Here is an 18,864-nt window from a genome sequence, read left to right on the forward strand (position 1 = left end):
AAGCCGTGTCGGATCTTGTCCGACACGGCTTTTTTGCAGATATGAATTGCTGTTTCAAGGATATTGCTTACTTCTGGCGCAAACGGCGGTAGTAACCGTCCACATAGCTCAGGTAAACCACACCGCCGATGGCATAGGCAATGGCGGTGAGAGCGAAGCCCAGAGGCAGGCCGATGCTCTCCTGCATAAAGCCCATGAGCAACGAGCCGATGCCGATGCCCACATCGTAGGAAAGCATGTAGGTGGCGTTGGCCACACCCCGCTGAGGAGCGGGAGTGGTGCCGGTAACGAAGGCCTGGAACAGCGGCTGCAGAATGCCATAACCCAGACCAAAGAAGAACCCGGCGACCAGCAGATGGATGCCGCTGTTCAAGAACAGATAGCTGAGCATGGTCAGAATCAGCACGGCCAGGCTGATGTACACCAGCACACGGTGCCGTCCTGCGTCGATCATCTTTTGGGTGGAAAGCTTGGAGACCAGCATACCCGCCACCAGGAAGATGTAGAAGTAGGGCAGGAAGGCGGACAGGCCTTTCTCCTGGGCGAAAATGGAGGAATAGGCGATTACTGCGCCGTAGGGGATCATCAGGAACATCATGTTGAACATGAAGGGCAGCGCCGGGCCGTAAATGGTATCCCGAATGGAGAATTTCTTCCGCTGTACCTTGGGGTACCGGATACGGCAGCAGGACACGCAAATCAGCGCGGCCACAGTGATGCCGAAGATGGTCCAGAAGGAGGCGGCGCTGCTCATATGACTCTGCACCTGCAGGCCCACATAGGGGCCCATTGCCATGCCGATGGACACGGTGAACGCAAACCGGCTGATGCCCTCGGTGATTTTGGCGGTGGGCAGAACATCGCCCGCCAGCGTCATGGTCGCGGAGCCGCACACCGAGTACACCGCGCCCATATACAGACGAACAACAATGAGCGCACCGAACAGGGGGAAGGCCAGGAATGCGGGGAAGGACAGGCAGAACAGCGCCAGGAATACCAGATAGACCCGGTAGCGGTTGAAGTTGTCCAGCAGATACCCGGCTACCGGGCGGAAGAGGATAGTGGCCACCGACATGGCGGTAAGCACAATACCCACCTTGGAGCCGGTGATGCCGATCTCCTGGCAGTAGATGGGGATGATGGGGATGGACGCATAAAACGCGGCCAGAACCAGCAGGTTCGTTATGAACAGCAGAATAAACCGCCGGTTCCAGATTTTCTCAGATGAATTCATGGAAAAGCTCCTTTGCGTAAAATTTAAAATGGTGGCAATTGCCACCATTTATAGAATAGCACGGAATGGCCACCGCGTCAATAACTGGTTGCAAATGCCACCGGATGGGGCTATAATAACAAAAACAGAAGCAGGAGGCCTTTGCTATGTCCACCATTGCCGACAGCCCGTTCAAGGCAATCTCAATTTTGTACCGCAAATCCCATATCTGGCTGAACAACAGCTGTGCCCGGTATGACCTGACCGCGGCGCAGGCGGTGGTGATCCTGATTGTCTGCGATTTCAAAACGCTCACCCAGGACGAAATCACCAAGCGCCTCTCGCTGGACAAGAGCGTGATTGCAAAAACGGTGAACAAGCTGGAGGAGACCGGTTTTCTTGTGCGGGAGCAAAATCCCAAGGATAAGCGCACCTATAACATTCTCCCCACAGAAAAAGCCTGGCAGGTTTATCCGTTTATCCAGCAGCAGATTGACGACGGTCTTGCGCAGATGACTCAGCGCATGAGCGAGGCGGAAAAGCAGGAGTTTATCCGTCTGCTGATGCTGGCTGCTGAAACCACTCTGGCGCAGGAGGAATAAAGCGGTAGGTTTGCCGTGCCGGACATACCTGTTTCATATCAAAAAGCCCAGCCGCGGCCGGTGCATGATGCACTGGCCGCGGCTGGGCTCATTTTTGCGGGAGAATTCCAGGGACACAGGGTGCAGAGGCATGACGATTAAGCATAGAAAAAACGAATGATAAATCATAACAAATAAGTATTTGCTATGTGAGAATCGGGGGCGTATACTGAAGGCAGAACAAAAGAGCAAAGTGGAGATAGGAGATGAGGCGATGGATGCACAAACGGCTCGCCGGGCTCAGGCGCTGCGGGCTGCGGGGTGTGGCCCGCAGCTGACGGGGCAGCTGCTGTGCTGCTGGCAGCAGGGCGACACCGCCGGAGAGCTGCGGCTGCTGCAAAAACAGCGTGCACTTCTCCTGGAACAGATCCATAAGAAAGAGCGGCAAATCGCCTGTCTGGATTATCTGGTGCATCAGATTCGGGCAAACAAGCCGATATAACGGAGAGAAAAGGGATGGAGGCAAGCAATATGGAAACCATTCACGGGCAGCGCTTCGATGAGGAGCGTGCTCTTTACGGCAAACAGGATATTCTGGTAACGGACTGCGCCTTTGAAGGTCCGGCCGACGGGGAAAGCGCCTTTAAGGAGGGGCGGAACATCCAGGTGAAAAACAGCTTTTTCGACCTGCGTTATCCCTTCTGGCATGATTGGAATTTGAAAATTACCGGCTGTGAGCTCACGGAGAACTGCCGGGCTGCGTTGTGGTATTCCAACCGGATCACCATTTGCCAGAGCAAGCTGCACGGCATCAAGGCGCTGCGGGAGTGTGGCGATGTGACCCTGGAGGACTGCGACATCGTTTCACCGGAATTTGGCTGGTCAGTGGACGGTATCACCATGAACCGCTGCACCGCGCAAAGTGAGTATTTCATGATGCGCTCCCGTGCACTGCGCTTTACCGACGTGACCTTCCAGGGCAAGTACTCCTTCCAGTACATTGAAGACGCGGTGTTCGACAACTGCCGTTTCGATACCAAGGATGCCTTCTGGCACGCCAAAAATGTGGTGGTGAAAAACAGCGTGGTCAAGGGGGAATATCTGGCTTGGTACTGCGATAACGTCACCTTTGAAAACTGCCACATCATCGGCACGCAGCCGCTGTGCTACTGCAAGGGGCTGCGGCTCATCAACTGCCGGATGGACGAAGCGGACCTGGCCTTTGAAAAGAGTCAGGTGGAGGCGGAGCTCATCGCGCCGCTGATCAGCATCAAGAATCCTTATCAGGGGCGTATCCGGGTTCCTCAGGTGGGAGAAGTCATCCGGGATGACCCGGCTGCCAGAGCAGAAATCTGTGTGGAAAGCCCGGCGGGCAGCCACTGTGCATAAAATAAATCAGATGATGGAGAAAAGGAGAACAATATGATTCGGTCGGAATATTATACTCTGTCCAACGGCGTGCAGATTCCCAAGCTGGGTTTGGGTACCTGGTTCATCGAGGACGCAAACGCGGCCCAGGTGGTACGGGATGCGGTGGAGCTGGGCTACCGGCACATCGATACCGCCCAGGCCTATGAAAACGAGGCGGGCGTGGGCCTTGGCATGCGCAGCTGCGGACTGGACCGCCATCAGCTGTTCGTGACCACCAAGCTGGCTGCTGAGATCAAGAGCTATGACGAAGCGGTAAAAGCCATCGACGGTTCGTTGAAAGCCATGCAGCTGGATTACATCGACCTGATGCTCATCCACAGCCCCCAGCCCTGGGCGGCGTTCCGGGGCGAGGACCCCTGCTTTGCGGGCAACCGGGAAGCCTGGCGGGCATTGGAAGACGCGTATAAGGCCGGAAAGCTGCGGGCCATCGGCGTTTCCAACTTCCTGCAGACGGATCTGGAAAACCTGTTGGCTGGCTGTCGGGTGGCGCCCATGGTGAACCAGGTGCTGGCCCACATCGGTAATCTGCCGTTTGAACTGGCGGATTATTGCCGGGAGAAGGGGATTCTGGTGGAGGCCTATTCGCCGGTGGCCCACGGGCAGATTTTGAATCACCCCGAGGTCACGGCCATGGCAAAGAAATACGGTGTCACCGCTGCCCAGCTGTGCATCCGCTACACCCTTCAGTTGGGGATGCTGCCCCTGCCCAAAACCGCGAACAAGGCGCATCTGGCGGAAAATGCGATGGTGGACTTTGAAATCGCACCGGAGGATATGCAGCGCTTGAATCAGCTGCCTCCGATCCGGGATTATGGGGAGTACAGCGTGTTCCCGGTGTTCAGCGGCCGGTAAAAGCTGGGGTTGATGGAGGAAACAGCCATGAAAAGACCCGGTAAAATAATCCGTATGCTGGCGCTGCTCACGGCGGCCACCGGGTGTACACTCCTTTTGGGATGTAGCCAGCCCGCGCCTGCTGTGAACGTGGAATCAGAACCGGCCGCACAAAGTGCACAGAGCACGCAGAGCCAGCCGGAACCAGCTCCCACGCCGAAGCCGGTGGAATCGGAAACACAGGAGGCAACCAAAATGAACCTGCAAATCGGTGATACAACACTCACAGCTACCCTGGCAGACAACAGCTCCGCCCGTGCGCTGGCAGAGCTGCTGAAGAAAGGCCCGCTCACCCTCTCGCTGGAAGACTATGCAGGAATGGAAAAGGTGGGGCCTCTGGGTACCGCGCTGCCCCAGAACAACGAGCGGATGGTCACGGCCCCGGGGGACATCATCCTGTATCAAGGTAGTTCCTTTGTGATCTACTACGGTACCAATTCCTGGAGCCTTACCCGGCTGGGGCACATTGATGATGCGGATGAAGAACGGCTGCGGGAGCTGCTGGGGGACGGAGCAGTCACCGTGACGCTCTCACTGGAAACTGCGGAAGCCAGATAAATCAAACGGATTGTGCAAAGCAGCTCGTCATTGAAATGGCGGGCTGCTTTGTTTGTCCCACCCGGGGCAGAGGAATTGACAGGAGGAAAGCCCGGTTGGTATAATAAAAAAGATTGTATACAACAATTGTGTACAATAGCAGAAGCGGGCAGGCGGCCCGCAGACCAAACAGCGAAAGGAGCTTAGCGATGCTGAAAGTATGGATCGCCGGTGCAGAAGGCCAGATCGGCACGGCGATAAATGAAATCCTGGACCCATTGGAAATGGAGACCTTCAACACCGACCGGGCTGAACTGGATATTACCAATACCGATGAGGTGCTCAGCTTCGGCGAGATCAACCGGCCGGATGTGATCATCAACTGCGCAGCCATCACTGACATTGCGCTGTGTGAGCAGAATCCGGAACTGGCCTACCGGGTCAACGCGCTGGGCGCGCGCAACCTGAGCCTGGTGGCTCGCAAGGTGGGGGCAAAGATGGTGCAGCTTTCCACCGATGACGTGTTCGACGGCCATGCCGAAAAGCCTTACAGCGAATTCGACGACACCAATCCCCAGACGGTGTACGGTGCGTCCAAGCGAGCGGGCGAGAACTATGTGAAAGAGTTCACCCACAAGCATTTTATCATTCGCAGCAGCTGGGTGTACGGCAAGGGGAACAACTTTGTGAATGGTGTACTGGCGGCAGCAAAAAGGGGCGAAAGCATGAGCATTCCCCAGGATCAATACGGCAGCCCCACCAGTGCCAAGGACCTGGCTCGGCTGATTCTGCATCTGATCCACACCAATGAGTACGGCACCTATCATGCCACCTGCAAGGGCGTGTGCAGCCGCTACGAGTTTGCCCAGGAGATCCTGCGCCAGGCGGGCCTGCAGGGGCAGCTGTGCCCCGGGGCTACCAATGAAGCGGACCATTATCTGGCCCGCCCGGCCTACGCGGTGCTGGATAATTTCATTCTGCGGATCATCGACCTGTACGCGATGCCTGTATGGCAGGCGTCGCTGGCGGAATATCTGGAAGAAAGGGAGGGCTGAGATGGAGCGCAGCGCGAAGAAAACAAAAAAGATGGGTCTGACCACCCGTATTTTCATTGCACTTTTGGCGGGTGTTGTCTTCGGTGTGGCCCTGTGCTATCTGGTTCCGGATGGTTCCTTCAAGAATGATATTCTGGTGGAAGGCGTGCTCTATGTGGTGGGTCAGGGCTTCATCCGTCTGATGAAGATGCTGGTGGTACCGCTGGTGTTCTGCTCCATCGTGTGCGGTAGTATGTCCATTGGCGACACCAAAAAGCTGGGTACAGTAGGCGTACGCAGCCTGATTTTCTACCTGGGCACTACTGCCTGTGCGGTTACGGTGGCTCTGCTGGTGGGTAACCTGCTCAACCCCGGTGTAGGGTTGGATCTGAGTGTACTGCAGAGCACCACCACCCAGGTGGAAAGCATGCAGGCCACCTCCCTTACCGAGACCCTGCTCAACATTATCCCGGACAACCCCATCGGCGCGCTGGCTAAGGGCGAGATGCTGCAGATCATCCTGTTCGCCCTGATCGTGGGCGTTATCCTGGCAAAGCTGGGTGAGCGGGCCGAGACCGTGGGCAGTTTCTTCAGCCAGTTCAACGACGTGATGATGGAGATGACCATGATGGTCATGTCGCTGGCTCCGGTGGGCGTGTTCTGCCTGATTTCCCGCACCTTCGCCACCATCGGTTTCAGTGCCTTCCTGCCGCTGGCAAAGTATATGGTGGCGGTGTTCCTGGCGCTGGGCATTCATTGCTTTGTGGTCTACCTGAGCATGCTGAAGCTGTTCACCGGGCTGAACCCCATCAAGTTTATCAAGAACTTCTTCCCGGTTATGGCCTTTGCTTTCTCCACGGCCACCTCCAACGCAACCATTCCTCTGTCCATTGATACGCTGGCCAAGAAGATGGGCGTATCCAAGCGGATTTCTTCCTTTACCATCCCGCTGGGGGCCACCATCAACATGGATGGCACCTCCATCATGCAGGGTGTGGCGGTGGTTTTTGCTGCTCAGGCCTTCGGCATCCATCTGGATATGATGGACTACATCACCGTCATCGGCACCGCCACCCTGGCTTCGGTGGGCACGGCGGGTGTTCCCAGTGTTGGTCTGGTCACCCTGACCATGGTGTTCAACTCGGTGGGTCTGCCGGTGGAGGCCATCGGTCTGATCATGGGCATCGACCGTATTCTGGATATGACCCGTACCGCAGTGAATATCACCGGCGACGCGGTATGTACCACCATTGTGGCCCATCAGAACAAGGCGCTGGACAAATCTGTGTTTGAGCGCTCGTAAACGATAAAGATAAAGGCAACACCGCACAATGCACGCCTCGCGGCTCAGGCGGCGTATCACGCCAAAATTTTTCGTGATATTTTCCCAAAATGCTCGCCAATCCACCAAGGATTGGCTGCGCTTTTGGGTTCATCTCACAAAAAAATTTCCGGCGCGCTCCACCACCTGGAATTGTGCGGTGCTGCCATAAAACGGGTGGCAAATGCCGCCGGAAGGGAAAAGGCATATGATTCAGGCAATTTTTTGCGATTTTTACGGCACACTGGTGCCGGAATACGGCCCCGCCTCCTACGAGGTGATCCGGCATGTCTGCGAAAGCGGCAGTGAGAAAAATCCCAAGTCAGTGGTCGCTGCCTGGTGGAAGCGTTACGGCGGGAAGCAGCAGGCTGCCTGGGGCGATGCCTTCCGCACCCAGTACGAGCTGGCACTGGAGAGCTATCGGGAGCTGCTGGAAGAGTATCACTCCAGCGAAGACCCAAAAGCTCTCTGTGATAAAATGGCCGAGCACTGGGCCGCGCCCGGTTTGTGTGAGGGCAGTGCAGAATTCATGACCGGGTGCGGCCTGCCCGTTTGGCTTGTAACCAACAGCGATACCGGCTATGTGGAGCAGGCGGTGCGCCAGTGCGGCATCTCTCCGGCGGGCATCGTCACCAGTGAAATGGCCCGTTGTCCCAAGCCCCATCCGGGTATCTATCAGCTGGCATTGCAGCTGGCAGGCCTTGCTCCGGATCAGGTGGTGCACATTGGCGACTCGCTGCAGGGCGACGCCCTGGGTCCGGCCAAGCTGGGCATCCGCACCATCTGGCTGAATCCAGAAGGCCGGCCGGTTCCGGAAGGCGTTACTGCGGCCGCAAGCCTTGCCGATGCGCTGGAGATCCTGCGCGGCTGGCAGCAGGCGGAAAAAGAATAAAAAGAATGCCGCCGGGCGGAATTCCTGTTTGGGAAAACCGCCCGGCGGCATTTTGTTTTTTGGCAATCAGGACCGGGGCGCGGAAGCCGGGGCCTTTTCGATGTAAACGCTGGTGGAGGGGAAGGCGAAGCTGCAGCCGTTTTTGTAGACAATATCCATCAGTTCCAGATTGATGGATTCCTGAATCTTCAGGAATTCGGCCAGTGCGCCGGTGGTTGTATAGAACTGAATGAGAATGTCAATGCTGGAAGAGCCAAAGCCGGTCAGCTGTACACGAATGGTATCCTCGTAAACATCCTCCCGGGCGGCCAGCATGGCCCGGATGTCTGCCAGCAGGCTTTCCAGCTGGCTGCGGGTAGTGTCATAGGTAACGCCCAGTGTGAATTTGGCCAGCCGTCGATTGATCTGGCTGTAGTTGATCATGGCGTTGCTTACCAGAATGCTGTTGGGAATTACCAGCACCGAGTCGTTCAGCTGGCGGATACGGGTGGAGCGGAAGGCGATGTCTTCCACTTCGCCCTCGCCGGCGGAGCACCAGAGCCAGTCGCCGATGGCGAAGGGCTTTTCAAAAATGACCACCAGGCCGCCGAAGAAGTTGGTGGCATAGTCTTTCGCTGCCAGCGAAAGGGTCAGGCCGACGATGCCCAGGCTGGTGAGAAGGCTGCCCACAGGGAAACCAAGCTCCTGCAGCAGCATCAGAATGGCGAATACCAGAATGGTGCCTTTGAGGACCTTGTTCAAAAAGTTGGCGACGGTGTGGTCCACATCCAGGTCCAGCTTGCCGCTCACGTCGTGAAAGAGCACCGGGCCCAGGTCGCTGCTGCCGATCAAACCCCAGGCCAGCAGGCAGATCATGGTCACCCGCAGCAGCTTGCTCATCAGGTTGCCGAAGGAAACAGCCAGGTCTGCGGGCAGAGGAAGCAGAACGCAGGCCAGGAAGATGCCGGTTGTCCATACGGCCACCGGGGCCGGGCGGGAAAAGCCCTTGGCCAGTACGTAAGGTCCCTTTTTCTCCTTTTTGTTCAGAAGATTCATCAGCCAGGGCATGACCTTGTAGCGCACCAGCCGGCTGATCAGGTAGGAGACAGCGAACACAATCAGACTGATGGCCAGCTGAAAGAGCGCACCGTCGGTGTTCAAAATATATCCTGTGATTTTTTCAATCATAGTAGTGATCCGTCCTGTTGAATTTTTTATCCCGTGCAAATTGCTGAACACGGGTATATCCATAGTATATCACACACCCCGCTTTCAAAAAAGTTATATGCACCTTTTGCAAAACAAAATTCACAAAACACTTGCATTTCCCGGTGGGCACGCATATAATAATGCTTAAGAAAGCAGTTTCAGGGCGGGGTGAAATTCCCCACCGGCGGTATAGCCCGCGACCACCCGGTGTTTTCGGGTGCTGATCTGGTGCGATTCCAGAGCCGACGGTATAGTCCGGATGAAAGAAACGGCAGCGTTTAGGTTTGTTGTTCGCCCTTTTGCAGGTGTATTTCATCTGCAAAGGGGCGTTTTGTTTTACCTGCCGGGCAACACACTGGGGCCGACTTTCCGAAAAATGATTGGGCGCAATGCCCGGGAGGAAAATGATTATGACAAACACAAAAACCGCTGAACCCACCACCATGGCCCGCTCCACCCGGCGGGTACGCAACATGACCGTTACCGCCATGCTGTCCGCTGTGGCTGCTGTGCTCATGTTCTTCGATTTCAGCCTGCCCATGTTTATCCCCAGCTTTGTGAAGATGGATATCTCCGAGCTGCCCGCTTTGCTGGCGGCCTTCAGCATGGGCCCTGTGTCCGGCGTGGTGGTCTGCCTGGTGAAGAACATCCTGGCGGCCATCTTCCACGGCTCCACCGGCGGCATCGGTGAGGTGTGCAACTTCCTGCTGGGTGCTGCTTTTGTGGGCAGCGCGGGCGTGATCTACAAGTATAAGAAGACTCGTCTGGGTGCGGTCATCGCCGCTCTGGTCGGCTCCGTGGTTATGGCTGTGATCTCGGTGCCGGTAAACTACTTCCTGAGCTACCCGGTCTACAGCGCCATGTTCGGCGGCATCGACCTGATTATCGATGCCTACCGGGCTCTGCGCCCCAGCGTGAATGGCCTGCTGGAATGCCTGCTGATCTTCAACATGCCCTTCACTCTGGTCAAGGGCCTGATCGTTTCGCTGATCACTTTCCTGATCTACAAGCCCCTCAGCCCTGTGCTGCATGGCCGCAACCGCTAAAAAGTGCTTGACAGACCTTTTCTGGTGTGTTACACTGTGTTTCGAAAATTGAATAGCAACTTATCAAGAGTGACGGAGGGAACAGGCCCTGTGAAGTCCGGCAACCTGCATGATGCAAGGTGCCAAATCCTGCGGGAAACCGAAAGATAAGCGTAACGGCGCTCAAAGGCTTTCGGGCCTTTGGGCGCTTTTTGTTGCAGTTTCCGGCAAGTTGCTTTTCAGCCAAATCCTGCGCTCTGAGCGCATACAAATCAAGGAGGGCAACACCATGCCGAAATGTTTCTTTACTTCTGAATCCGTAACCGAAGGCCATCCCGACAAAATTTGCGACCAGATCAGCGACGCTGTGCTGGATGCCATCCTGGAAAAGGACCCCGATGCCCGCGTGGCCTGCGAGACCACCTGCTCCACCGGCCTGGTTCATGTGATGGGCGAGATCACCACCAGCTGCTATGTGGACATCCAGTCCATTGCCCGCAATGTGATCCGGGACATCGGCTACACCCGTGCCAAGTACGGCTTCGACGCCGATACCTGCGCTGTGCTGACCAACATTGACGAGCAGAGCCCGGATATTGCGCTGGGTACCAACGACCAGGTAGGCGGCGCCGGTGACCAGGGCATGATGTTCGGTTATGCCTGCACCGAGACCCCCGAGCTGATGCCCCTGCCCATCAGCCTGGCCCACAAGCTGGCCAAGCGGCTGACCGAGGTGCGCAAGAATGGTCAGATGGCTTACCTGCGGCCGGACGGCAAGAGCCAGGTGACCGTGGAATACGACGACGGCAAGCCCGTGCGCGTGGACGCGGTGGTCATTTCCAGCCAGCACAGCCCGGATGTAGAGATGGAGCAGCTGCGCCGTGAGGTAATGGAGCAGGTGATCCGTCCGGTGATTCCCGCCGAGCTGCTGGACGAGAACACCAAGTACTACATCAACCCCACCGGCCGCTTTGTGGTGGGCGGTCCTCAGGGTGACTCCGGCCTGACCGGCCGCAAGATCATTGTGGACACCTACGGCGGCTATGCCCGTCATGGCGGCGGCGCCTTCAGCGGCAAGGACCCCAGTAAGGTGGACCGCAGTGCTGCCTACGCTGCCCGTTGGGTTGCCAAGAACATCGTTGCTGCCGGTCTGGCGGAAAAATGCGAGGTCCAGCTGGCCTACGCCATCGGTGTGGCTGAGCCGGTGAGCATTCTGGTGGATACCTTTGGTACCAGCAAGTACAACAGCGAGGAGCTGGAAGCTGCGGTGCGCAAGGTCTTTGACCTGCGTCCTGCTGCCATCATCAGCGCGCTGGAGCTGCGCAAGCCGGGCTACCGCGCCGTGGCTGCCTATGGTCACATGGGTCGTGAGGATCTGGGTGTGGCTTGGGAGCGCACCGACCGTGTGGACGCTTTGAAAGCGGCACTGGCCTGATTGAATTTATAATAGAAAGACACCCGTTCGCCGGGAGAACTTCCGGCGGGCGGGTGCCTTTTTATCTTTTTGGGGGTATGCAGTTCTCAGCTGCCTGTTCCACTGCCCTGGCCAGCTGTGCCAGCAGCTCGGATTGGGGGCTGCCGGGCAGGCAGACGAAGTGGAAGGGGCGTTCCAGCTGCAGGTCCTCCAGCTCCATCACCTGCAATTGGTTTTGTGCCAGCAGGCTTTGGGCAGCGGCTTCGTAGGCGAAGGTGATGCCCTTACCCGCGGCGACCAGGCCCAGAAGGGTGGGGATGTGTTCAATCTCACACAGACTCACATAGTCGGTCACTGCAAGATTGTGAGCGCGGCATTCTCCCTCAAAAATGTCCCGGGTACCGCTGCCGCTTTCCCGCAGAATCAGCGGAGCCTGCAGGGTATCCCGCAGACAGCGGAAGACTCGGTAAGGGCTGTTCGGGCTGCACAGGCCCACAAAGCGACTGACAAAGAAGGGGTGATAATCGTAGCGTCGATGGTCGAAATTGCCTTCGATCAGGGCGAAATCCAGCAGACCATTTTCCAGCTGCTCCAGCAACACATGGGTGTTTTGCTCCACCATGTGGAACTGGATATCAGGAAACCGGTCCACCAGCTGAGGAAGCACCGCAGGCATCAGACCATCCGCGATGGAAAGCGTTGCTCCGAAGCGCAGGGTGGGGGTATCTCCCTGATGCATTTCCCGGGCAATCTGCTCGTCCAGCGTGGCCAGACGGCGGCAGAGCTGGGCCAGTCGATGCCCCTGCGGGGTGAGCGCCAGCCGCCGCCCTTCCTTGACAAACAGCTTTACCCCATAGGACGTTTCCAGCGCCCGGATGTGCTGGCTTACGGCGGGTTGGGTCAGGTGGAGCAGCTCCGCGCAGCGGGTGGTGCTTTGGCACTGCACCAGCAGTAAAAAGGTATGAAGCTTCGGGTCCAGCATACGATCACACTTTCTATAAATGTAACTTATTAATTGACGATAAATACTAATTTGATTTTATATGAAATCGGCCGTATAATCAAGTGCGGGCAGAGAAATGTTGCCAGTCAAGGCAGCATTTCCCCGCGCCGGGCGGCACAGAAGAGCGGCCGCCTTCCGGAACATGCAACTACGAAAGGAATGCGGCTTTAATATGAAACAGTTCGTCACCAAACACGCTCCCGGCTTTCTGGTCTGCCTGGTACTGGCACTGATTGCCCAGGGCATTGCTAAATTTTTCCCCAGCATCGGCGCGGCGCTGTTCGCCATCGGCCTGGGCATTTTGTGCGGAAACACCTTTTTGAACAAGCCTTGCTTTGATGCGGGCACCAAGTTCTCTGAGCGGAACCTGCTGGAATACTCCATCGTCCTCACCGGTGCAAGCCTGCTGCTCAGTGATATTCTGGCCCTGGGCCTGCGGGGCCTCGGCTTCATCGCCTGCCAGATGGCGCTTACCGTTGCGGTGGCGTACCTGATCGGCCGAAAGATGGGCTTCGGCAAGAAGTTCAGCCTGCTGATGGGCGCGGGCAACGCGGTGTGCGGCTCCTCCGCTATCGCCACCGTGTCGCCGGTGGTTAAAGCCAACAGCAAGGACAAGGGCATCTCCATTACCATCGTGAACGTAACCGGTACCATCCTGATGGTGGTACTGCCCATTCTCACCGGTGTGGTTTACCAGCACGAGGTAATGCACACCTCCGCCATGATCGGCGGCACCCTGCAGTCCATCGGTCAGGTGATTGCCTCCGCCCAGCTGGTGGGCGGCGAGGTGGTGGAGACCGCCACCATCTTCAAGATCATCCGCATTGTGTTCATCGTGCTGGTGGCGCTGGCCTACTCCCGCATGAACGTGGAAAAGGATGATACCCCGCTGTTTGCGAAGTCTGAAGCAGGGGAGCACGGCGCGGTAAAAGCAGGTGTACCCTGGTTTATCATCGGTTTCTTCATCATGGCCATTCTGCACAGTGTGGGTGTGATTCCGCCGGTGCTCAGCCATGCGGCCAAGCTGGTGAGCCAGCAGTTCGAGATCATCGCCCTGGCTGCCATCGGCATGCGGGTGAAGTTCCGTGACCTTGCGGCCGAAGGCCCCCGCGCCATGCTCTACGGCGTGGGTGTGGGTGCCTGTCAGATTGTGTTCGCCCTGGTGCTGATCCGGGTGTTCCTCGGCTGATTGCCCTGCCTGCAAAACAGAAGAAAAGCAAAAAACCGTCCGCCGGAAAGGTCTGCTCAGGCCCCCGGCGGGCGGTTTTTGCAGTAAAACAGGCGGCGGAGTGTTTAGCGCTCCTGTACTTCCTTGCCGCTCAGGTGCTCAATCTTAATCACAAACATCCGGACGGCCGCGCCGGAGGACGCAATTTCCATATCGGCAGTGTTCTCGTCCGGATAATATTTCATGGCCAGCTTTTTTACCAGGCGCAGGGTTTCCTCCCGGTTCTCCACCATGCGGCACTGACCAAACACCACGGCGCTCTGTACAAAGGGCGCCCAGGGCTCGTTTTTTACCGTTTCGCTGCCCACCACGGTAAAGCAGACCCGGCTGCAGGCTCGAAGGGCATCCGCCTTGTGACCTGCAGCCGCCCCGTGAAACACAATACGCCGGTTTTCCTCTTCATACAGAAAATTCACCGGTACGGCGTAGGGATAACCGCCATCTCCCTGAACAGCCAATACGCCGTATCGGGCATGGTGCAGCAGCTCCTTGGCTGCCTGCAGGTCGATTTCCTTGGCTTTTCTTCGCATCGGTCGGAACATTCCGCATCCCTCCTGAATCATTTTCTTTCGCCATTGTATCATAAAGGAGTGGTCTGTGGTAAGAGGGCGGGTTGTGGTCTGTGGTAAGAGGGCGGGTGGCGTTGAAAAACGCCTGCCGCTGTGCTATGATAAAATACTGTGTTTGATGTTTTTCCAGAGCGCCCCGTGCCGGGAAAATGTTCGCGGTGCGGCAGGCGGGGAGGGTACTATGCAGAGTGATCGCACCTATCTATTTGAACAGGCCCCAGTGCCGAAAGCTGTCCTTTCCATGGCCATGCCTACCATTGCCAGCTCACTGGTAATGGTGCTGTACAATCTGGCGGATACTTACTTTGTGGGCATGCTGAACGATCCGGTGCAGAATGCGGCGGTTACTCTGGCCGCGCCGGTGCTGCTGGCCTTCAATGCAATCAATAACCTGTTCGGTGTCGGCTCCTCCAGCATGATGAGCCGGGCCCTGGGCCGGGGCGACAAAAAGACCGCCCGGCAAAGCGCCTCCTTCGGCTTCTGGTGTGCGCTGCTGTGCGGTGCGCTGATCTCTTTGTTCTTTGTCTTCTTTTCTGCTCCGGCGCTGCAGGTGCTGGGCGCCAGCGCCGACAATGCCAAGGCGACGGAAGACTACCTGTTCTGGACCACCAGCTGTGGTGCGGTGCCCGCCATTCTGAACGTGGTGATGGCATACATGGTGCGCAGTGAGGGGGCAGCGCTGCACGCCAGCATCGGAACCATGAGCGGCTGCTTTTTGAACATGCTGCTGGACCCCATCTTTATCCTTCCCTGGGGCCTGAATATGGGCGCGGCGGGCGCGGGCCTGGCCACCTTCCTGTCCAACTGCGTGGCTTGCTGCTACTTTCTGGTACTGATGGTGGTGCAGCGCAAAAGCAGCTGCATCAGCCTGCGGCCCTGCAAGCCGGACCGTCAGGTGGTGCTGGGCGTGTGCGGCGTGGGCATTCCCGCCGCCATTCAGAACCTTCTGAATGTGACCGGTATGACGGTGCTGAACAATTTCACATCTGCCTACGGCTCCAATGCGGTGGCGGCCATGGGTATTGCGCAGAAGATCAACCAGGTGCCCTTTTACATTGCGCTTGGCCTTTCCCAGGGGCTCATGCCACTGGTCAGCTACAACTATGCTTCCGGCAACTACCGCCGCATGAAGCGTTGCTTCTTCTTCGCGGTACAGATTGCCCTTTCCTTCCTGACGGTGCTCAGTGTGGTATATTGGTTCAATAGCGACTTGCTGATTACTCTGTTTATGGAAAACCCTGAAACGGTGGCCTATGGCTCCCGCTTTTTGCACGGTATGTGCCTGGCACTGCCGTTCCTGTGTGTGGATTTTCTGGCGGTGGGCGTGTTCCAGGCCTGCGGCATGGGGCGGCAGGCGCTGCTGTTTGCGGTGCTGCGCAAGATCGTGATGGAGATCCCTGCACTGGTGATTCTGAATCTGATCTGGCCCCTTTACGGCCTGGCTTATGCCCAGACCGTGGCCGAGGTCATCCTGAGCATTGCGGCGGTGCTGGTGCTGCGGCACATCTTCCAGAACCTGGGCAACCCGCCGGAAAAGGAGGCCCAGGCAAAAACCAACCAATAAAAGAAACGCGAAAGGCGGCCAAAGGAGGGCAGAGGAAATGGAGCAGGAACAGCAGCTGATGCGGATGGAAGGCACCATTGAGCATCTGATTTATGAAAACAAGGATACCGGCTATGTGGTATTTGAGGTGAACGCCGGGGGCGAGCTGCATGTGGTTACCGGCGTGTTGGGCGAAGTGAACGTGGGCGAAAGCGTTACTCTTTACGGCCATTTCGAAAACCATCCTACCCACGGCCCCCAGTTCAAAGCTACCTCCTGCGAGGCCTCCATGCCCCAGGATGAGGCCGCCACTCTTGCATATCTTTCCAGCGGTGCGTTGCCCTACATCGGGCCCGCCACCGCGAAAAAGCTGGTGGAAACCTTCGGTGCGGACAGCCTGGAGGTAATCGCCAACCAGCCGGAAAAGCTCACCATTCTGCGGGGCATCACGTCGGATAAGGCCATGGCCATCAGCAACGAATTCCGCCGCATGTTCGGTGTGCGGGAGGCGGTTGCTTACCTGGGCCGGTTCGGCATCAGCCCGGTGCGGGCGGTGGAGGTCTACCGGCATCTGGGCCCGAATACGGTGGAGGCCATCCGGCAGAATCCGTATCTGTTGTGCGGTGAGCCGCTGCGGCTCAAATTCGCCCAGGTGGATGCCATCGCCGCCGAGATGAACCTGGCGCAGGACGGCAGCCTGCGCCTTTGGGCGGGCATTTTGTATGTACTGCGCCACAACGGAGGCAACGGCCACACCTGCCTGCCCCGGCCTCAGCTGCTGACCACCACGGCCAAGTTTCTGAAGATCGGCGAGGATGCCATCGACCGGGAGCTGGACGCCGCCATCGCCGAGGGCGAGGTGGCCCGCTATATCTGCGAGGGGAGGGAATACCTGTACCTGCCAGACCTGTTGCGGGCCGAGCAGGACATTGCCGCCCGCTTGTGGGAGCTGACCCGGTATCCGGCCACTCAGCCCCGGGATCTGGAGGCGAACATCCGGGCGCTGGAGCGTGCCCAGGGCTTTGCCTATGCCCCGGAGCAGCGCAAGGCCATCGAGACCGCCCTGTGCAGCAATGTGATGGTGCTCACCGGCGGCCCCGGCACCGGCAAGACCACCACTGTGAACGCCATCTTGGCCCTGTTCCAGAATCAGGCGGACCGGGTGGCTTTGTGCGCGCCCACCGGCCGGGCAGCCAAGCGGCTGAGCGAGCTTACCGGCCAGAAGGCGCAGACCATCCACCGGCTGCTGGAGGTGGACTACGACCCGCAGATCCATCTGCTGCGCTTCATCCACAACGAGAAGAACCTGCTCAAGTGCGACGTGGTGGTGCTGGACGAGATGAGTATGGTGGATGCCAAGCTCTTCCAGAGTCTTTTGGCGGCGCTGAAGCACGGCTGCCGGATCATCATGGTGGGCGACGCGGACCAGCTGCCCAGCGTGGGCCCGGGTAACATCCTCAGCGAGGTGATTCGCAGCGGGGTGGTACCCACCGTCTGCCTGACCCGCATCTTCCGCCAGCAGCATCAGAGCATGATTGTGGAAAATGCCCATCGCATTGTGCATGGACTGGTGCCCCAGCGGGGCGACCGGAACAGTGATTTCTTCTTTTTACAGGCCAGCGGCCTGGCCTGCCAGCAGCTGGTGTGTGACCTGGTGGCCACCCGGCTGCCCAAAAGCTACGGCCTGGACCCCATCCGGGACATCCAGGTCCTTTGTCCCACCAAGATCGGCCCGGTGGGCACTGCCGCGCTGAACCAGCGCCTGCAGGCCATGCTCAACCCGCCCGCGCCGGACAAGCCCCAGCTGGAAATGGCGGGGCAGGTGTTCCGTCTGGGCGATAAGGTGATGCAGGTGCGCAACAATTACCTGATTCCCTACGAGCGGGACGGCGGCGAAGCGGGCGTGGGTGCCTTCAATGGCGACCTGGGCGTGATTCTGGGTGTAGACCCGGGTGAGCGGGCGCTGCTGGTGCAGATGGACGACCGTAAGCTGGTGTACACCGCCGAGAACATCCCGGAGCTGGAAATTGCCTATGCGGTCACGGTGCATAAAAGCCAGGGCAGCGAATTTGCGGCGGTGGTCATCCCGGTGAGCGATCTGCCGGAGAAGCTGTGCTATCGGAATCTTCTGTATACCGGTGTGACCCGGGCCAAGCGGTTGTGTATTCTGGCCGGCCGGCCGGATACCGTAGCTCGCATGACTGAAAACATCCGCCAGAACCTGCGCTACAGCTGCCTGGCGGACCTGCTGCGAAACGGGGCCAAGCTATGACAACGGAGCGTTTGCGGCTGTGGGCCGAGCAGGTGAGGGTGTTGCTGTTTCCCCGACGCTGCCCCTTCTGCGGGCGGGTACTGGGGTTTCTTACTCGCTGCCCGGACTGTGAGCCGGAACTGAAAAAGCTGAAGCTGATGATTCCGCGCCTGCCGGACAGTGAGCACTGCATGGAGCATCTGAGCGGCGCGGCGGCGGTTTATCGCTACGACGGCTGTGTGCGTGACGCTATTCTTCAGATGAAAAACGGCGGACAGGGCTACTGCGCAAAGGAGCTTGGTATCTGGATGGCAGCTGTGATTTTCGGATGTACTTTCCGGCAGCAGCGTGGTATAATACGATTGGAAGAACAGCAGGTGCTGCGCCGGTTTGACCTGGTGGTTCCGGTGCCTGCGGGCGACCGCGGCAGGGGATACAATTTGCCGGAGCTTCTGGCCCGGCAGCTGGCCTGGGCGCTGGATGCTCCGCTGGAGCCTCACGCCCTGAAGAAGACCCGCCGCACCGAAAAACAGGAGGGCAAAACCGCCCGCCAGCGAATGGAGAACGTGAAGAATGCCTATCAGGCAGCGGACCCGGCCTGTGTGGAGGGCAAACGGGTGCTGCTCGTGGACGATGTAATCACCACCGGGGCGACCCTGTCCAACTGCGCCAAGGCACTGCGTGCCGCCGGTGCGCTGGATATCTTTGCGGTTACTCTGGCAGAAACACAATCCGCGCGGTGA

At 58.0% G+C, this 18,864-nt stretch carries 19 protein-coding genes and 2 riboswitches; of the genes, 15 read left to right on the forward strand and 4 right to left on the reverse strand.

The window, feature by feature from the left end; genetic code table 11:
- Positions 1 to 67: 67 nt before the first annotated feature.
- On the reverse strand, positions 68 to 1,234 hold the full coding sequence (locus PH256_RS14060) for an MFS transporter (RefSeq protein ID WP_270914675.1): 1,167 nt from the start codon (positions 1,232 to 1,234) through the stop codon (positions 68 to 70).
- A gap of 146 nt (positions 1,235 to 1,380) precedes the next feature.
- On the opposite strand from PH256_RS14060, the gene PH256_RS14065 reads away from it, so the two are divergent.
- The 8 genes from PH256_RS14065 to PH256_RS14100 all read left to right on the forward strand — a co-directional run bounded on the left by PH256_RS14065 (position 1,381) and on the right by PH256_RS14100 (position 7,900).
- The gene (locus PH256_RS14065; RefSeq protein WP_087184760.1) at positions 1,381 to 1,815 is read left to right on the forward strand and encodes a MarR family winged helix-turn-helix transcriptional regulator; all 435 of its coding nucleotides are present in this window, start codon (positions 1,381 to 1,383) and stop codon (positions 1,813 to 1,815) included.
- 253 nt (positions 1,816 to 2,068) lie between these two features.
- The gene (locus PH256_RS14070; RefSeq protein ID WP_270914676.1) at positions 2,069 to 2,296 is read left to right on the forward strand and encodes a hypothetical protein; all 228 of its coding nucleotides are present in this window, start codon (positions 2,069 to 2,071) and stop codon (positions 2,294 to 2,296) included.
- 29 nt (positions 2,297 to 2,325) lie between these two features.
- Positions 2,326 to 3,183, forward strand: a complete 858-nt coding sequence (locus PH256_RS14075) for a DUF3737 family protein (RefSeq protein WP_270914677.1) — start codon at positions 2,326 to 2,328, stop codon at positions 3,181 to 3,183.
- Positions 3,184 to 3,216: 33 nt separating this feature from the next.
- The gene (locus PH256_RS14080) at positions 3,217 to 4,077 is read left to right on the forward strand and encodes an aldo/keto reductase (RefSeq protein ID WP_270914678.1); all 861 of its coding nucleotides are present in this window, start codon (positions 3,217 to 3,219) and stop codon (positions 4,075 to 4,077) included.
- A 234-nt stretch (positions 4,078 to 4,311) separates the two neighbouring features.
- Positions 4,312 to 4,674 (forward strand): cyclophilin-like fold protein, encoded by a 363-nt coding sequence (locus PH256_RS14085; RefSeq protein ID WP_270914679.1) that lies wholly within the window; start codon positions 4,312 to 4,314, stop codon positions 4,672 to 4,674.
- Between the two features lie 188 nt (positions 4,675 to 4,862).
- A complete protein-coding gene (rfbD, locus tag PH256_RS14090) occupies positions 4,863 to 5,708 on the forward strand; it encodes a dTDP-4-dehydrorhamnose reductase (RefSeq protein ID WP_270914680.1) in 846 nt (281 codons plus the stop codon).
- Between the two features lies 1 nt (position 5,709).
- Entirely contained in the window at positions 5,710 to 6,990 is a 1,281-nt protein-coding gene (locus PH256_RS14095; RefSeq protein WP_270914681.1) for a dicarboxylate/amino acid:cation symporter, read from the forward strand.
- A gap of 226 nt (positions 6,991 to 7,216) precedes the next feature.
- The gene (locus PH256_RS14100; protein WP_270914682.1) at positions 7,217 to 7,900 is read left to right on the forward strand and encodes an HAD family hydrolase; all 684 of its coding nucleotides are present in this window, start codon (positions 7,217 to 7,219) and stop codon (positions 7,898 to 7,900) included.
- Between the two features lie 66 nt (positions 7,901 to 7,966).
- Here the strand turns inward: PH256_RS14100 and PH256_RS14105 are convergent, their stop codons facing one another.
- Positions 7,967 to 9,067, reverse strand: coding sequence for a mechanosensitive ion channel family protein (locus PH256_RS14105; RefSeq protein ID WP_270914683.1), 1,101 nt, complete (start codon positions 9,065 to 9,067; stop codon positions 7,967 to 7,969).
- Positions 9,068 to 9,238: 171 nt separating this feature from the next.
- A riboswitch (FMN riboswitch) is annotated at positions 9,239 to 9,363 on the forward strand.
- Between PH256_RS14105 and PH256_RS14110 the strand changes: the two genes are divergently transcribed.
- The 3 genes from PH256_RS14110 (at position 9,348) to metK (ending at position 11,548) form a co-directional block, all read left to right on the forward strand.
- Complete coding sequence (locus tag PH256_RS14110; protein WP_270914684.1) at positions 9,348 to 9,521, forward strand: hypothetical protein; 174 nt, start codon at positions 9,348 to 9,350, stop codon at positions 9,519 to 9,521. (Overlaps the previous riboswitch by 16 nt.)
- Positions 9,499 to 10,134 (forward strand): ECF transporter S component, encoded by a 636-nt coding sequence (locus PH256_RS14115; protein WP_270914685.1) that lies wholly within the window; start codon positions 9,499 to 9,501, stop codon positions 10,132 to 10,134. The genes PH256_RS14110 and PH256_RS14115 overlap by 23 nt, the downstream gene beginning before the upstream one ends.
- 57 nt (positions 10,135 to 10,191) lie before the next feature.
- Positions 10,192 to 10,287, forward strand: a riboswitch (SAM riboswitch).
- Between the two features lie 115 nt (positions 10,288 to 10,402).
- Complete coding sequence (gene metK, locus PH256_RS14120) at positions 10,403 to 11,548, forward strand: methionine adenosyltransferase (protein WP_087184752.1); 1,146 nt, start codon at positions 10,403 to 10,405, stop codon at positions 11,546 to 11,548.
- 61 nt (positions 11,549 to 11,609) lie between these two features.
- Here the strand turns inward: metK and PH256_RS14125 are convergent, their stop codons facing one another.
- On the reverse strand, positions 11,610 to 12,509 hold the full coding sequence (locus PH256_RS14125; RefSeq protein ID WP_270914686.1) for a LysR family transcriptional regulator: 900 nt from the start codon (positions 12,507 to 12,509) through the stop codon (positions 11,610 to 11,612).
- 193 nt (positions 12,510 to 12,702) lie between these two features.
- On the opposite strand from PH256_RS14125, the gene PH256_RS14130 reads away from it, so the two are divergent.
- Positions 12,703 to 13,719, forward strand: coding sequence for a YeiH family protein (locus PH256_RS14130; protein WP_087184750.1), 1,017 nt, complete (start codon positions 12,703 to 12,705; stop codon positions 13,717 to 13,719).
- 104 nt (positions 13,720 to 13,823) lie between these two features.
- Here PH256_RS14130 and PH256_RS14135 read toward each other — a convergent pair whose 3' ends face one another.
- Positions 13,824 to 14,300, reverse strand: a complete 477-nt coding sequence (locus PH256_RS14135) for a pyridoxamine 5'-phosphate oxidase family protein (protein ID WP_270914687.1) — start codon at positions 14,298 to 14,300, stop codon at positions 13,824 to 13,826.
- 208 nt (positions 14,301 to 14,508) lie between these two features.
- Between PH256_RS14135 and PH256_RS14140 the strand changes: the two genes are divergently transcribed.
- From PH256_RS14140 to PH256_RS14150, 3 genes are read left to right on the forward strand one after another with little or no spacing between them, the layout of a single operon-like run.
- Positions 14,509 to 15,891 (forward strand): MATE family efflux transporter, encoded by a 1,383-nt coding sequence (locus PH256_RS14140; protein WP_270914688.1) that lies wholly within the window; start codon positions 14,509 to 14,511, stop codon positions 15,889 to 15,891.
- Between the two features lie 37 nt (positions 15,892 to 15,928).
- Positions 15,929 to 18,142 carry an SF1B family DNA helicase RecD2 gene (recD2, locus tag PH256_RS14145; protein ID WP_087184747.1) on the forward strand — a complete coding sequence of 738 codons (2,214 nt, stop codon included), beginning with the start codon at positions 15,929 to 15,931 and terminating at the stop codon, positions 18,140 to 18,142.
- Positions 18,139 to 18,864, forward strand: a complete 726-nt coding sequence (locus PH256_RS14150; protein ID WP_270914689.1) for a ComF family protein — start codon at positions 18,139 to 18,141, stop codon at positions 18,862 to 18,864. Before recD2 ends, PH256_RS14150 begins: the two co-directional genes overlap by 4 nt.

The sequence above is a fragment of the Allofournierella sp. CML151 genome (genome assembly GCF_027853465.1).
Classification (GTDB): domain Bacteria; phylum Bacillota; class Clostridia; order Oscillospirales; family Ruminococcaceae; genus Allofournierella.